This window comes from Mycobacterium colombiense, from assembly GCF_001665835.1.
GTDB classification, from domain to species: Bacteria; Actinomycetota; Actinomycetes; order Mycobacteriales; family Mycobacteriaceae; genus Mycobacterium; species Mycobacterium colombiense_A.
In genome coordinates this window covers 110,287-124,196 of record NZ_LZSX01000088.1, presented here as the reverse complement: position 1 = coordinate 124,196, position 13,910 = coordinate 110,287, and the positions used below count along the sequence as shown (strand labels likewise).

13 protein-coding genes and 1 other RNA gene are annotated in these 13,910 nt (G+C 62.8%); 1 reads left to right on the top strand and 13 read right to left on the bottom strand.

Annotated elements, in window-relative coordinates; translation table 11 throughout:
- Window positions 1–16 precede the first annotated feature (16 nt).
- Window positions 17–415: a hypothetical protein gene (locus A5760_RS21470; RefSeq protein ID WP_064884502.1), complete on the top strand. Its 399-nt coding sequence runs from the start codon at window positions 17–19 to the stop codon at window positions 413–415.
- Window positions 416–2,157: 1,742 nt separating this feature from the next.
- Here A5760_RS21470 and A5760_RS21465 read toward each other — a convergent pair.
- The 13 genes from A5760_RS21465 to prfB all read right to left on the bottom strand — a co-directional run bounded on the left by A5760_RS21465 (window position 2,158) and on the right by prfB (window position 13,871).
- Window positions 2,158–3,342, bottom strand: a complete 1,185-nt coding sequence (locus tag A5760_RS21465; RefSeq protein ID WP_196772158.1) for an AAA family ATPase — start codon at window positions 3,340–3,342, stop codon at window positions 2,158–2,160.
- Window positions 3,323–4,321, bottom strand: a complete 999-nt coding sequence (locus A5760_RS26320) for a bifunctional DNA primase/polymerase (RefSeq protein ID WP_082279554.1) — start codon at window positions 4,319–4,321, stop codon at window positions 3,323–3,325. The genes A5760_RS21465 and A5760_RS26320 overlap by 20 nt, the downstream gene beginning before the upstream one ends.
- A gap of 683 nt (window positions 4,322–5,004) precedes the next feature.
- A complete protein-coding gene (locus tag A5760_RS26770; RefSeq protein ID WP_155764407.1) occupies window positions 5,005–5,289 on the bottom strand; it encodes a DNA-binding protein in 285 nt (94 codons plus the stop codon).
- 449 nt (window positions 5,290–5,738) lie between these two features.
- Window positions 5,739–6,839 carry a tyrosine-type recombinase/integrase gene (locus A5760_RS21460; RefSeq protein WP_064884498.1) on the bottom strand — a complete coding sequence of 367 codons (1,101 nt, stop codon included), beginning with the start codon at window positions 6,837–6,839 and terminating at the stop codon, window positions 5,739–5,741.
- Between the two features lie 88 nt (window positions 6,840–6,927).
- Window positions 6,928–7,295: a transfer-messenger RNA gene (gene ssrA, locus A5760_RS21455) on the bottom strand.
- Window positions 7,296–7,383: 88 nt separating this feature from the next.
- Window positions 7,384–8,229 carry a maleylpyruvate isomerase family mycothiol-dependent enzyme gene (locus tag A5760_RS21450; protein ID WP_064884496.1) on the bottom strand — a complete coding sequence of 282 codons (846 nt, stop codon included), beginning with the start codon at window positions 8,227–8,229 and terminating at the stop codon, window positions 7,384–7,386.
- Between the two features lie 54 nt (window positions 8,230–8,283).
- Window positions 8,284–9,126 (bottom strand): DMT family transporter, encoded by an 843-nt coding sequence (locus A5760_RS21445; protein ID WP_155764406.1) that lies wholly within the window; start codon window positions 9,124–9,126, stop codon window positions 8,284–8,286.
- On the bottom strand, window positions 9,123–9,632 hold the full coding sequence (gene smpB / locus A5760_RS21440; protein ID WP_064884492.1) for an SsrA-binding protein SmpB: 510 nt from the start codon (window positions 9,630–9,632) through the stop codon (window positions 9,123–9,125). Before smpB ends, A5760_RS21445 begins: the two co-directional genes overlap by 4 nt.
- Before the next feature lie 2 nt (window positions 9,633–9,634).
- Window positions 9,635–10,528 carry a permease-like cell division protein FtsX gene (gene ftsX / locus A5760_RS21435; protein ID WP_064884490.1) on the bottom strand — a complete coding sequence of 298 codons (894 nt, stop codon included), beginning with the start codon at window positions 10,526–10,528 and terminating at the stop codon, window positions 9,635–9,637.
- Entirely contained in the window at window positions 10,529–11,218 is a 690-nt protein-coding gene (gene ftsE, locus A5760_RS21430; RefSeq protein ID WP_064884670.1) for a cell division ATP-binding protein FtsE, read from the bottom strand.
- Between the two features lie 43 nt (window positions 11,219–11,261).
- The gene (locus A5760_RS21425; protein ID WP_064884488.1) at window positions 11,262–11,759 is read right to left on the bottom strand and encodes a hypothetical protein; all 498 of its coding nucleotides are present in this window, start codon (window positions 11,757–11,759) and stop codon (window positions 11,262–11,264) included.
- On the bottom strand, window positions 11,756–12,709 hold the full coding sequence (locus A5760_RS21420; protein WP_064884486.1) for a mechanosensitive ion channel family protein: 954 nt from the start codon (window positions 12,707–12,709) through the stop codon (window positions 11,756–11,758). The genes A5760_RS21425 and A5760_RS21420 overlap by 4 nt, the downstream gene beginning before the upstream one ends.
- Before the next feature lie 40 nt (window positions 12,710–12,749).
- Window positions 12,750–13,871 (bottom strand): peptide chain release factor 2, encoded by a 1,122-nt coding sequence (gene prfB / locus A5760_RS21415; protein WP_064884484.1) that lies wholly within the window; start codon window positions 13,869–13,871, stop codon window positions 12,750–12,752.
- Between the last annotated feature and the right edge of the window lie 39 nt (window positions 13,872–13,910).

Sequence of the window (13,910 nt, the reverse complement as noted above, 5' to 3'; positions counted from 1 at the left end):
ATTTTTGGAGGTCTTAATGAGTGCTGAGAGCGACTGGATCAGCAAGCCGTCGTCCACGATGGAGCAGATGCGCGAGCGGTGGATCGTCAGCCACCGGGGACAGGGTCATGAACCCTACGCGGCCCCCACCCAGGAGAACCCGGAGCGGTGGGAGTGCGAGTGTGACCCAGATGCAGTCTGGACTGCCGTCTGGCGCATCTTGACGCCCGATCAGATCAGGCAGAAGTTTGCGCACCTCAGCAAGCGGCCCGCCCTGGCGCCCAAAGTCCAGCGATCTGAACTACAGGCGCACATCGCCAAGATTGAGGCCGAGCAAGAGGCCGAGAACGCCGAGCTGCACAGGCTCGACGTCAGCCATATTCACTGCTTACGAGTCCGCGCCCGGTATTCAGCTGGGAGACCGAGGGTCACGTAGTACAGAGGGCTTCAGGGGAATGACTGCGCAACCACTGACCAAGATCGGCCCTCGGTTTTGTGTCCATGGCGTACTCGATTGTCGAGTTTTACAACGCCGTGTCTGCCAGCGCCATCTGCGCTTAATAGGCGACACGCCGAGCAGGCTAAGCGGGGTGTCCGAACAGTAGAACGCCCCCAGGCCGAGATCGACTTGGGGGCGTTCCCTCAATGAGCCGGGCGGCAAGTACACCGAGGCTGAGGTCGCGACGGCGGTGGCGGTGGCAAAGGAGTCACGACGACCGGCGACACGATCGTGTAACTCCTGACGGGCACATCACGACCGCCATTGTCGGTAGTACCGCCGTAGTTCGTATTACCGCTGTTGCTGGTATTACCGCTGTTGATGTTCACGCTGATCGAAGAGTTGAGGATCAAGGTGAAGGAAACCGCAAGCGTTAAACCGCTTCCCAACGCTGCTGCTGCCCACCTTTCCCGCTTGCTCATGTCTTACTCCGCTCGGGTTCTATGGCCATGCCATTGGCCATACGATGGCAAGTCGGGGACCGCCGGTGGTCCCGAACTGTGTCAAAGAAGCCGCGCTGCAAGTGGCCGCAGCTTCGGGCGAAGCGCCGGCAGAAGCCGACTGGTGGAATTGGCTGCAGCTCGCAAGCTTCAGCCGCGCTAGGGCGCGAAGCCCTTCATCGCGGGTACGGCATTCGAGGAGCGCGCGATCCTCGTTGCCACACCTCCGTCTCGGAAGTCCGCCATCTGACCCAACCAATTGTCGTGAGAACACCTAGACTACCTGCGGAAACGCTGCTCAATGTGGCCTGGACAACTTCTGTATCGAATAAGTGAGCTATCTAACGGTGATGCTCTGTTCATGTTCAGCGGTTGCCAGCATCCGCCGAAACCAATCTGCAGCGGATGGACCCGCTGCGTTCATCACAGGCGTAAGCCGTTGTGCGTCAACCAAAAACGTGCTCAGAGCGGCCAGGTAGTCGCTCAGACCGTTCGGGTAGTGCCAGCCGGTCGAACGACTGCAGTTCCTCCGGGAGATGGGCAGCCATGGCGGCGGGCTCGCTGGCACGGCGCCCGGCGACCGTGATGTCTTCCCCACGAACTCCTGCAGCAATCGCTGAGTTAATGAAGTACGGCCCCGCCCATCCGGGCAAGACGAGCCAGTGCCAAGCGGTTCACTACCCGTTTTGGGGTAGTTCCGTTGCCTTTGAATCGGACTCGAACTGGCACAGTGGGCCAAGCACGTCCAATGAGCGGCTCAGTCACAGCCACGGAGTAGTAGATACAAGAAATCAGCAACTCAGGTGGCCAGCCAGCGTCCGATCATCGATAGCTCTGACCGGACCATCCAGTCACCACGGCTGGATCGTCAGGGACATAGCCCTCGGCGCGGATCGCTGCGCGTTCGATGTCACCCATACAGCGGTGGACGCAAGCAGTTCGCCATCGGTTCCCACGAACCCCCGGGCGAAGACGGCGACGCGCTATCAGCTTGTGTGAGACAGGATCACCACCGCGCCCGGCGACCAGGCGGCCGGGTAGCTGCGGGCCCGTCATGGCACCGGCCCGTGGCGGGCCCCGTCGTATTTGCAGAGGTTTGATGAGGGGGTAGTCCAGGGGAAGGTAGGTAAAACCTTGTCTACCCCCTCCAACCCCTATATAGGGTTGGACGGGGTTGTAGGGAGTCTTCTTGGACGCGGTTTGGACAAGGTTGGACAAGGTACCGACCTGGTAGTTTGCTCATGGCTGACCTTGTCCAGACAAAGTCGGGTTGGACAAGGTCTCCTCGGCTGTCAGGTAATGACGTGTCGGCCTTCCCGGGCCCAATCGATCCAGACGGATCTTGCCCTTCTTCACCCCCAGTTCAATAGCAGCGCGGACATCGGCATCCTGGAAAGCGACTTCGAGCCCGCCGTTATTGCGCAGGGCTCGCATTGCCTTGCCGATGGCGGACCCGGACGCCCCCGGCTCCTTCCCGAGGTGCTGGCACACCGGGTTCAGCAACGCCGCAGCCTTGGCATCGCGCTTGGCCTCGGCCCGGCCGCCGCTCCCGGTCATGCCCAGCAGCCGGGTGGTCGGGTCATAGTGCAGTAGGTCCTCGTCCACCGACACATCCCTGCCCATCGCCCGCAGATACCGGGACTTCTGGTCGTCGCCGAAGGTCATAGTCACAATGGAGTCGGCCCAGTCCTCGATGGCTGAGCTGCCTCGGGCGCGCTCCCCGTTCCACCCGGCATGCACGGTAAGGATCACCTCGTTGGCCCCCACCTCGGAACGTGCGAAGACATCGAGGTCGGTTAGCCACGCCCCCACCTCAGCGGAGTCGTTCTGACTGGTGCCGGTGTAGGCCCTGCCGAAGGGATCCACGATGAGCGTCTCCACGTTGTGCTCCCGCAACTTCTCGGCCAGCTGGTCGCGATCCTCCTTGTGCAGCAACGGATTTCGCCTTCCCCGCAGATTCACCAGCAATAGCCGGTCACCGGGGATGTCCATCTGCTTCGCCCATCTGGCCACCTGGGGGCCCGAGACCTCGTAGTTGACGATGGCCACCCGTCCGGCTGCGAACTTGGTGGTGAACATGCCCAGAAATGGATCGCCGGTGATCAGGCTGTGAGCCAGGTTGAGTACCAACGTCGTCTTACCCGTCTTGCGCTGGGCCACGACCACCATGCCACCACCGGCGGGCAACAGACCCTCGATGCGGTACGGGGGCTCCGCGCAATCTTTGAAGTCATCTAGGAGGCCCCACTCGAAGGGTAGTGCCGGACCGGCCTTCTCGGCGGCCAGCCGCTTGCGGGCCTCCTCCCGCACCCGCAGCCTGTCCAGCTCGGCAATGACGGCCCGTTCACGCTCATCCTGATCAGGCGTGCCAGCGACTTCCCCGGTGACGGTGACCGGAACCACCTTATTTACGTCGGTCAGCATCACAGCCCCCCCGGAGAGCCCGGGCAGCGGCGGACAGATCCCCACCATGATTGAGCACCGCATGGGCCCGAAACTTCGTGTAGCCGTTTGGGCGCCCGGATTCGGTCACCTCAAAGGGGGTATTGGTGGAGTACACGAACAGGCATCCATGCCGGATCGTCGCCGAACAGGAGCTGGTCGCGTCGGGATGAAGCCAGCGGGCCCCATCGGCGTCAGGATCCGGGTCTAGACAATTCCAGCCGTGCGGCGCCAGCACGTCCTCCCAGGTCTTGCTGCTCTCGAAGGCATCGGCAGGTCCTCCGCCGGACCGGTATTCATGACTGCGCAAAGCCGGGGGTGCAGTGACCAGGGGTATGAACCAGCCCGCCGGCGCCGGGATCTCTCCATCAACGAGCACATAACGGTCGCCAGTATCGGGGTGGATAGATGGAGGCATGACGGTATAGCCAGTGGATGTCTTCAGGTCGATACCGGGTCCCAGCCGGGCACTGGTGAGCCGCCCGAGGGGCCGCCGGACAAAGCGGTGATGACCACCATCACCCCGGCCGGACAGCACCATCATGGAGTCAGGAAATGACCCGTACCGCTCTTCCAGGTCCGCCCAAGACTGGTCGCCACCGTGACGCGGATCGATGTCAATCACCAGCATTGCCTCGGGAACCCGGGCCCCGATATTGCACCCACGGTATGCGCCCGACCACCATTCGGTCACGGTGTGCACATCGTCGGTGGCGTCATAGAGGCCATGTCCTAGCCGCCCACATTCCCCTTTGCAGCCCCAGCGGGGATTGGGGTGATATTCAATGCCCTCGATGCACGGCCCAAACTGGATGCTAATGAAACGGAAATGCGCACCCGGAATTGCCGGTACTTTGCCGCTGAGGGGGAATATCTGCCAGCCGTGCTCGGCCAGCTCGACGGCCTCGGCCAATAAGTCGACCTCGTGCGCAAGCAATTTATTTCTGATAGAGTTAGACATACACAATTCCTGGTTGGTAAAAAAACGGCCCTCGTACTACGCTAGACGGGGGCCGTTTTCGTTGGGCGGTAGTTTCCGTAGACGACGCTCTGAAACTGGCCCAGAATTAACCTGAGCGGCTCCTGCACATAGGATCGTGAGTACGTAAGAACGGAACCAGCCGCCGCGGAAATGTCAGCATTTGCGTTACTCATGGGGTAACTCCTCTAATGCCTTAATTGCGCGCCAGGTCCGGTAATGACTGGCTAAATGATTGGGGATGTCTCGTGGTTCAAAGGATCCAAACAACATGTCCTCGATGGCATCGAATGTCATACCTTTTCCTTGGGCAAAGGCGACATCCAGCCCTGAGCGACTGCTCCCGTCACGCACGATAGCCCACATGCCCCTGCGGGTCCGCAGGGAACCGCCGGTCAGATTCCTGGCCATCCAGCGTGCACGTTCTATTCTCGCCATAGAAGGTGGCCTCGTCCGTTCATCGGCTCGCTGCCGCAGCCATTTCTCGGTCAGCCCAGATCGTGTGTAGAACTCAGCGAGGACCTCGGCGGCAGAGTCGATGCCCGTCGGCAATTCTGCCTGCCCGACAACTTCACCTCCCCGGTTACCTCGGCGAGCGTTATGCCGTGTGCCATTTGATCGCAGTCCGCCTTGTGTAGTTTGGATGCGCCTGTTGTTCTGATACGTCATTTCCCGCAGTCACCATCCACGCCCCGGTCGAGCCTTTGTTGAAGACGACGGGCGGTGGTGGGCGTCATTGAAGACGAAGCCGCACCGCAGGAACCGGCAGAGAATTCGGACGTGTGATTCACTGTACAGATTTCGAGAATGGTGACGATGTCTTCATCGGACAGCACCCATTTGCGCCCGATCTTCTTGCCTGGAAAGCGACCAGCCCGCAGCCCATCTGCAAGCCACCGCACGTTACCGTGCAGCTTAATAGCGGCTTCGCTCAGGTCATAGATATTCATTCCTCTGTCGGCCCCTTCGGTAGCGATGGCGATGACCGAATGCTATCGGGACAAAATTGAACAGGAAAATGACGAAACCGGCGCCGAGTGTTGAATTCTCAAAGCGGTGTAAAGGCCCTGTCAAGCAGGTATCAAACTCTTGTCAAATCACATTACAAACGCCCAGCTGAATTTCGAGCCAGCACCACGTTAGACGAGTGACGAAGATCACAAAGGCAAGTGAAGGTCAACCGTAGGAATCAGGCGTCGGCCGAACCGTTTTGCCGTTGCACGTACCTATTCGCCGCGAACGCCATGCCGACGACGTCCGCGACCACCGGCGACGACTTCCGGCGCCCTGGCGGTTGGGATAGTCCAAACAATCTCGTGGCCTGAGATGTCGTTAGATCATTGTCAGTGGGCATCTTCCAACGACGAGGCGTTGGCTTGTCTGAGGTGATGACGAAGGGTTAGCGCAGCAGATTGGCGATGGCGTCAGCTGCCGCCCGCCCGGCCGACCGGTCGAGGTGCCCATACACCCGGGCCGTCGTGGCAGCGTCCTCGTGACCCAAGTGGCCCGAGACAGTGATCAGTGGGACGCCAGCACCCAGCAGCCACGAGGCGCAGGTATGCCGGAGATCGTGGATACGCGGATGCTTTTTCAGCAGCATTTTTTCCGGGTTCTCGGGATCCCTGGTCTCCGCTTTGGTCCGGCTCGGCACCCAGACATTGGTGCGCCAGGAGTACAGCCGGATCGGCCCACCCTCGCTGTTGATGAATAGCCAGTCGTGGTTGAAGTCGAGCTTGTCCAGCACCGCGGTGGGCACGTTGATGGTCCGCACCGAACGCCTGCTTTTGGGTTGGCCCATCTCGTAGCCCGACTCCGTGCGCTTCCATGCCCTGGTAATCCTCACCGTGCCATTGGCGGCGTCGACGTCGGCCGGGGTCAGTGCTGTGGCCTCGGAGAACCGGCAGCCGCTGGCTACCAGGAAGTCAAGAAACGGGTGCCAACGCTCGGTGAAGTAGGCCTTCAGCAATTGGTATTCGTCAGGGGTCAGGAACACCATCTCGCGGCGGACGGTGCGAGAAATACGGACTCCGGCAGCGGGGTTGGCAGGGATCTCTCCCGCCTTCACGGCCAGATTCAGACAACCCGACAGGAAGCCGAGCTTGTTTTGGATGGTCTTGCCGCTGGCACCATCGGCCCGCAATTTGTTGACCCACTTGCTGATGTCGGTGCGGCTCAGCGTCGACAGCGGGATATGGCCGAGCATCGGCTCAACGTCGCGGGTCAGGTACCGGCGGTATTCGGTGACGGTCTTCTTCTCTACGCCAGAAAGCGTAGACAGGTGTTCGTTGACGTAGCTCTTGACCGTGTGGCCATTGCGGGGAGCTGTGGTCCTCCAGACCTTCAGAGCCTCGCCAGGTCCGAGCCGATTGCAGACGTCCTGGAACTTCAGGGCCTCTGCACGGTCGTTGAAAGACGACGAGGTTTGTTTGCCGTTATGGACGTACAGCACGGCCGTATAGCTGCTGCCATCCATGCGGGTCCGGGTCCGGATCGATGCCACGAACCCGCAGCCTACACCTCCGGTCTTGACGGGAATCTTGACGGGGAGTGGAAATACAACATACTTATGGATCTGAACAGCTAAAACTCGGTGGAGCTGCCGGGAATCGAACCCGGGTCCTACGGCATTCCCTCAAGACTTCTCCGTGCGCAGTTCGCTATGCCTCTACTCGGATCTCCTGATCACGCGAACAAGTCAGGATGACGATCCCAGTCGCTGTTGGTGTCCCGATAAGTCCCGCGACCGAACTCATCGGTGGATCCCTCTAGCTGACGCCAGGCTCCGGGTCGAGGGCTTTCCCGGTCTGACGGACTAGCTGTCGCTTAGGCAGCGAGAGCGTAGTCGCGCTGATGTGAATCGGCGCTTATCTGTTTGCAACGACGCTTACGGTGGTCAGTTGCCTGCACCGGCACGCTTCCCTTGATTCGATGCGCGAAGTCGAAACCGTTCAGCCCCTCGCACCCCGCCGACTTTCGGCAGGAATATCAATGATACCTGCCCATCAACCAGCGGCAACGGAATTATCTTCCCTGCCGGGCCGCGATCAGATCACAAAGTTGAGGCGCTCGACGACCTGTGCGGCCACGCCTTTGTCGCCGTCGAGGTCGACGTCCTGGGCCCGGGCGGGACACATCGGGCGGCCACCGGCGAGCCTGGTGAACTGCAGCCCGTCCAGCCGGATGGTCGCGGTCGGGTCCTGCCCGGCGAAGTCGTCGACCACCGCGGCCCGCCCGTCGACGCTGACCCGGATGGTGCGGGCCAGCGGTCCGGAGAGGTCGAACTGGACGCGGGAACCGTCGGGCGCCTTGGCCAGCTTGCCCACGACGTAGCCCATCGTCGCGGCGATCTCGTCGACGGCCAGCGACGCCGCGGGGCCGGCCAGCTCGTCATCGGACGGCGGCCGCTCCAACGCCACGCGGATGTCTTGTTCGTGCATCCAGCAGTCGAACACGCGGATCCGCATGAACCGGCCATAGGAATCCGGGCCCGTGGGCGTCATCGTCACCGCGTCCCACTCCTCACCGGACAGGCTCGTCAACGCCTCGCGCCGATCGGTGGTGATCGCCCTGAAGCTTTCCAGCACGTCGGCGTCGGCGTGCGCGCTCAGATGGCGAACCCAGCGCTCGTTCATCACGCCGACGTCGTTGCGCACATGCTCCAGCGTCGAGACGTCGATATCGGGCTGGGGCGCGGCGATGCCGGCGAGGAACGACTCGGTACCGATCATGTGCGCCACCAAGGCTTTGACGTCCCAGCCCGGCAGCGGGCTGGCCGCCCGCCATTGCGCTCCGGACAACCCGGCCAGCAGCGCGTCGATGTCATCCCACACCGCGAACAGACCGGTGAGCACGGCGGACTTGTCGAGTTTGGTGACGGGACGATCGGCCATGGTCAGGATCGTAGGCCGCTCAGGTTCTCCTCAACAGCAGGCGCCTCGGTGCGGTCAGGCGGACGCGATCATCGCCACGGAGCCCATGGCGAGCACCATGCCGATCCCCTGCAAGCGGGTCACCCGCTCACGCAGCACCACCATCGCCAGCACGACCGTCGCGGCCGGATACAGCGAGATCAGGATGCTGGCCAACGACAGCAGCCAGGTGTGCAGCGCCGCCAGCATGGTGATGTTGGCGAAGATATCGAGCACGGCGACGGCCACGGCCAATTTGAGTGGCCGTCCGCGCGGCATCTCCAGGTTCTGGCTGGTTTTGGCCATGGCGAACACCACCAGGCTGGCCGCGACCCGGGCGAAGACCAGGGGCCAGAGCTTGCACACGTGCGGCGCCTGGTGCAGGAACACCAGGTTCAACCCCATCGCCGAGCCCGCAACTACTGTGAGCCAGGCCACTTTTGGCGTGAAACGATACGGCGTGCCCTCGACGGGGGCCTCACGGCTGACCAGCATCACCGCGCCCAGCGCCAGCACGACGCCCACCAGGGCCGCCTGCCCGGGCCGCTCCCCCAGCGCCATACCCACGGCGACGGGCACCGCGGCGTTGAGCACGGCCGCCAACGGTGAGACGACGGAAATCGGCCCGGAGCCAAGGGCCGCGAAGAATGCCCACATACCGAACGCCATGCCGATGCCGTAGAGGCATCCCCACAGAACGGCGCCGACATGAATAGGTCCGCCGACGAAGATGGCCATCACGCCGAGTAACAGCGTCTCGATCGGGTAGGCGACGAGCATTACGCGCAGCGCGGCAACCCGCCGAGCTGCGACACCGCCCACGAAATCGCTGACTCCGTACGTAACGGCAGACAGCTGGGCGTACGCCGCCCCGATCAGGTCATGCCCTTTGCTCGACGTCCCATCTCACGAACCACCTCGCGCTGTGCATCGCGCTGCGCCATGTCCTGGCGCTTGTCGTAAGCCCTTTTACCGCGCGCAAGGGCAAGTTCGACCTTGACCTTGCCCTCGGAGAAATACAGAGACAACGGCATCAAGGCGAGGTTACCATCTCGTATCTTGCCGACCAGCCTGTCAATTTGTTGCCTATGCAACAACAACTTTCGGTTGCGCCGCGGCTCGTGATTGGTCCAGCTACCGTGCTGATACTCCGGAATGTACAAGTTACGCAACCAGACTTCGCCGTCGTCGATTGTTGCGAATGCGTCAGCTAACGATGCTTGGCCCTGGCGAAGGCTTTTGACCTCAGTGCCCTGCAAAGACACTCCGGCCTCGAACATCTCGATGATCGAATAGTTGTGCCGCGCTTTGCGATTGGTGGCGATGACTTGTTTGCTGCCACCTTTGCCGCCCGCCGCCTTGGCTCGGCCGGAACCCTTGGCCACAGCTACCGCCGTATATAGAGGCGTAAGGTCGCGTACCCCGTCACCGCCGCCATCGACACGCCGAGCAGGAACAGCCACGGCGAGATGTAGAGGATGTCGGCGTAGTCGACCTTGGCGATCAGATGTGCTTGATAGAACTGGCTCAGCGCGTTGTCCAGGAACAATGCCCGAACCAGCATGAGTCCGACGACCGCGATCGCCACACCGATGGACGCGGCCAGCATCGCCTCCACCAGGAAGGGCAGCTGGGTGTACCACCGGCTGGCCCCCACCAGCCGCATGATCCCGATCTCGGTGCGCCGGGTGTAAGCGGCGACCTGCACCATGTTGGCAATCAACAGGATTGCCCCGACGGCCTGCACCAGGGCGACGGCGAACGCGGCGTCGCGCAGGCCGTCCAGGACGGCGAACAACCGGTCGATGAGGTCCTTCTCGTTGAGGATGCTGCGCACCCCGGGCTGGCCCTGCATCGCGGCATCGAACTCCGCGTGTTGTTCGGGATTGTTGAGTTTGACGATGAACGACGCCGGAAACGAGTCCTTACCCGCCACGTCCTTGAACTCCGGGAACTTCTTGATGGCGTCGTTGTAGGCGTCCTGCCGGTTGACGAAGCGCACCGATTTCACGTCTTGCCGCGCATCGATCTTGTCGCGCAACCCCTTACAAGGCGGGGACGCACACGTCGTGTCGTTGGCCGAGATGTCGTCGGTCAAAAACACCTGCGTCTCGACGCGGTCGAGGTAGATCTCACGCGAGTTGTCGGCCAGCCGGACGACCAGCAGACCGCCGCCGAACAGGCCGATGGAGATCGCGGTCGTCAGGATCATCGCGGCCGTCATCGTGATGTTGCGACGAAACCCGGTCAGGACCTCGTTGAGTAGGAAACCGAAGCGCACTTAGCGGTCCATCCCATAGATGCCGCGCTGCTCGTCGCGAACCAGCCTGCCCAGCGACAACTCGACGACGCGCTGGCGCATCGAGTCGACGATGTGGTGATCGTGCGTTGCCATCAGCACCGTCGTCCCCGTGCGGTTGATCCGCTCCAACAAATCCATGATGTCCTTACTGGTATCTGGGTCGAGGTTGCCCGTCGGCTCGTCCGCCAGCAGGACCAGCGGCCGGTTGACGAACGCGCGGGCGATCGCCACCCGCTGCTGTTCACCACCGGACAACTCGTGGGGCAACCGATTGGCTTTGCCGGACAGGCCGACGGTTTCCAGCACGTCCGGCACCACCCGGTTGATCGCGTCGGTTCGTTTGCCGATCACTTCCAGCGCGAACGCGACGTTCTCGTAGACCGTCTTTTGCTGCAGCAGGCGGAAGTCCTGGAAAACGCAACCGATGACCTGGCGCAGCTTCGGGACGTGCCGCCCGCGCAGCTTGTTGACGTGGAACTTTGACACCCGGACGTCGCCGCTGGTCGGGTTCTCCGCGCCGAGCAGTAGCCGCATGAAGGTGGACTTGCCCGACCCCGACGGGCCGATCAGGAAGACGAATTCACCCTTGTCGATCTTGACGTTGACGTCTTCCAGCGCCGGGCGGGCCGACGCTTTGTACTTCTTACTGACATGGTCCAGGGTGATCATCACGGCACGCCAGTGTAGCGGTGAATTTCGCTGGCAGGCGACGTCAACTGGCCGGTGGCGGCGAAGTCGGCACCGGCCCGGGCCCCGGCTGGGGTTGCTGCGGCGGCGGTGTGGCGGGGCTTGAGCTGGGCGGGCAGAACGGCGCCGGCAGGATGCACGGCAGCTGCGGCAGCTGGAACGGCGGTGTGGTGGTCGTGGTCGTCGTCACCGGTGGTGGCGGCGGTGGCGGGGGCGGCGGCGTGCTCGTCGGCGTCGGCGTCGGGGTGTAGGTGACGGTCGCCGGCGGCGCCTGCAGGCGGCTGCGCGGCACCCAGGTGTAGTTGGGGTCGGGCACGAAGCCGGGCGGCACCACTTGCTGGGCCGGGGGCTTGGGCGCCGGTTCCGGGCGGTAGGTGTCGTAGACCCACCACACGACGAAGAAAGTGACGATCAATACGAACGTCGACGTGCGCATTCGCCCGCCGAACACGTGCTTCGGCCAGCGATGCTCCGCATCCGAGTCGTCGCCGCGCTTCTCGAGGATGTTCAGGGTGAACTTCAACGCTTCTGCACCGCACCTTGGACTTCATCATCGTTTTGCTGTTCGGCGGCCTGGGCGACCGGAACCGAGGGGTCTTCCACCAGGCCCACCCTCGCGTCCGCCGCGGTCACGATCCCGACGCGGGCCAGCGCCCGGATGACCAGCACACGCAGCTGCCGGCCGACCTCGAACTGCTTGCCGGGAAGCGTCCGGGCCACCAGACGCAACGTCACCGTGTCGACCGCGATGCTTTCCACACCCATCACGGTGGGTGGATCCAACAGCAGCTCCCCGAGCACGGGGTTGTCCATTGCGCGGGCGCATTCCTGATGCAAGACCTCGTTGACCCGGTTGAGGTCGGCGCTGGTCGACACGGGGATGTCCACCACCGCGCGGGCCCAATCCTTCGACAGGTTGACCACCTTGACGATCTGCCCGTTCGGAATGGTCAACACTTCCCCATCCGCTGACCGCAGCCGGGTCACCCGCAAGGTCACGTTCTCGACCGTGCCGCTGGCGTCCGTCGCGGACACCACGGTGATGGTGACCAGGTCTCCGAAGCCGTACTGGCGCTCCACCAGAATGAAGAAGCCCGCCAACAGGTCTCGTACCAACTGTTGTGCGCCGAAACCGAGCGCGGCGCCGACCACGGTGGCCGGCGCGACCAATCCGCCTACTGAGAACTGCAGCACGGACGAGATCTGCATGATGACCCAGATGCCAATAATGACGACCGACACCCAGGAGATCACCGATGCCAGCGCCTGCCGGTGCTTGGACGCTTCCGACCGCACCAGCGCATCGCTTTCGGCGAATCCCAGGTTGAGCTGGTGCGTCACCTGCTGCGCCACCCAGTTGACGAACCGGGCCGCCAGCACCGCGGCGATCAGGACCATGACGATCCGCAGACCCCGGGTGATGATCCACTCACCGAGCTCGCCCCGCCAGAAGTCGTGCCAGCGGTGCGTCATCGATGCGGCGAGAACGTCTCTTCCCGCAAGAAGGGTTGTGTTATTCGTCATCTTTTCGGTTGCGCCAACGGATTCCCGCTTCCAGGAACCCGTCGATGTCTCCATCCAGGACGGCCGCGGGATTGCCGACCTCGTACTCGGTCCGCAGATCCTTGACCATCTGATACGGCTGCAGAACGTAGGAGCGCATCTGGTTGCCCCACGAACTGCCACCTTCGCCTTTTAACGCGTCTAGCTCGGCGCGTTCTTCGGAACGCTTGCGCTCCAACAACTTTGCCTGAAGAACTCGCATCGCCGAAATCTTGTTCTGCAACTGCGATTTTTCGTTCTGACAAGTCACGACGATACCCGTTGGGATATGGGTTAAACGTACCGCAGAGTCGGTGGTGTTCACCGACTGGCCTCCCGGGCCACTCGAGCGGTAAACGTCAACGCGCACATCGCCTTCCGGAATGTCGATGTGGTCGGTGGTCTCCACCACCGGAAGCACCTCGACTTCGGCGAACGATGTCTGACGGCGGCTCTGGTTGTCAAACGGGCTGATTCGCACCAGCCGGTGGGTGCCCTGCTCCACGGACAGCGTGCCGTAGGCGAACGGGGCGTGCACGGCGAATGTCGCACTCTTGATGCCGGCTTCTTCGGCGTAGGACGTGTCGAACACCTCGACGGGATACTTGTGTTGCTCGGCCCACCGGATGTACATCCGCATCAGCATCTCGGCCCAGTCCGCGGCGTCCACTCCACCCGCGCCGGAACGGATGGTGACCAGCGCCTCGCGTTCGTCGTAGTCGCCCGACAGCAGGGTGCGCACCTCGGTGGCTTCGATGTCCGCGCGCAGCGCCTTCAGCTCGGCGTCGGCCTCGGCCAGCGCGTCCATTTTGCTGGCGGCGTCTCCACCTTCTTCGCCCGCCAGCTCGTAGAGCACCGGCAGATCGTCCAGGCGGCCCCGCAACTCCTCGACCCGGCGCAGCTCGCCCTGAGCGTGCGACAACTCGCTGGTCACCCGCTGGGCGCGCGCTTGGTCATCCCACAGTTGGGGATCGGATGCCTCGTGTTCGAGCTTCCCGATGCGCGCGCGCAGACCGTCCACATCGAGCACTCGCTCCACCGTGGTCAGGGTGGCGTCGAGGGCGGCGATATCGGCTTGACGGTCGGGTTCCACAGGCGACAACGTTACCGGGGCCCTCCGGGCAGCTTCCGC

Bases quoted from the DNA above. Each gene is read 5' to 3' on its own strand.
- A5760_RS21470 (WP_064884502.1), top strand. From the start codon at position 17: ATGAGTGCTGAGAGCGACTGGATCAGCAAGCCGTCGTCCACGATGGAG.
- A5760_RS21465 (WP_196772158.1), bottom strand. From the start codon at position 3,342: ATGCTGACCGACGTAAATAAGGTGGTTCCGGTCACCGTCACCGGGGAA.
- A5760_RS26320 (WP_082279554.1), bottom strand. From the start codon at position 4,321: ATGTCTAACTCTATCAGAAATAAATTGCTTGCGCACGAGGTCGACTTA.
- A5760_RS26770 (WP_155764407.1), bottom strand. From the start codon at position 5,289: ATGAATATCTATGACCTGAGCGAAGCCGCTATTAAGCTGCACGGTAAC.
- A5760_RS21450 (WP_064884496.1), bottom strand. From the start codon at position 8,229: ATGGCCGATCGTCCCGTCACCAAACTCGACAAGTCCGCCGTGCTCACC.
- ftsE (WP_064884670.1), bottom strand. From the start codon at position 11,218: ATGATCACCCTGGACCATGTCAGTAAGAAGTACAAAGCGTCGGCCCGC.
- A5760_RS21420 (WP_064884486.1), bottom strand. From the start codon at position 12,709: ATGACGCACCGCTGGCACGACTTCTGGCGGGGCGAGCTCGGTGAGTGG.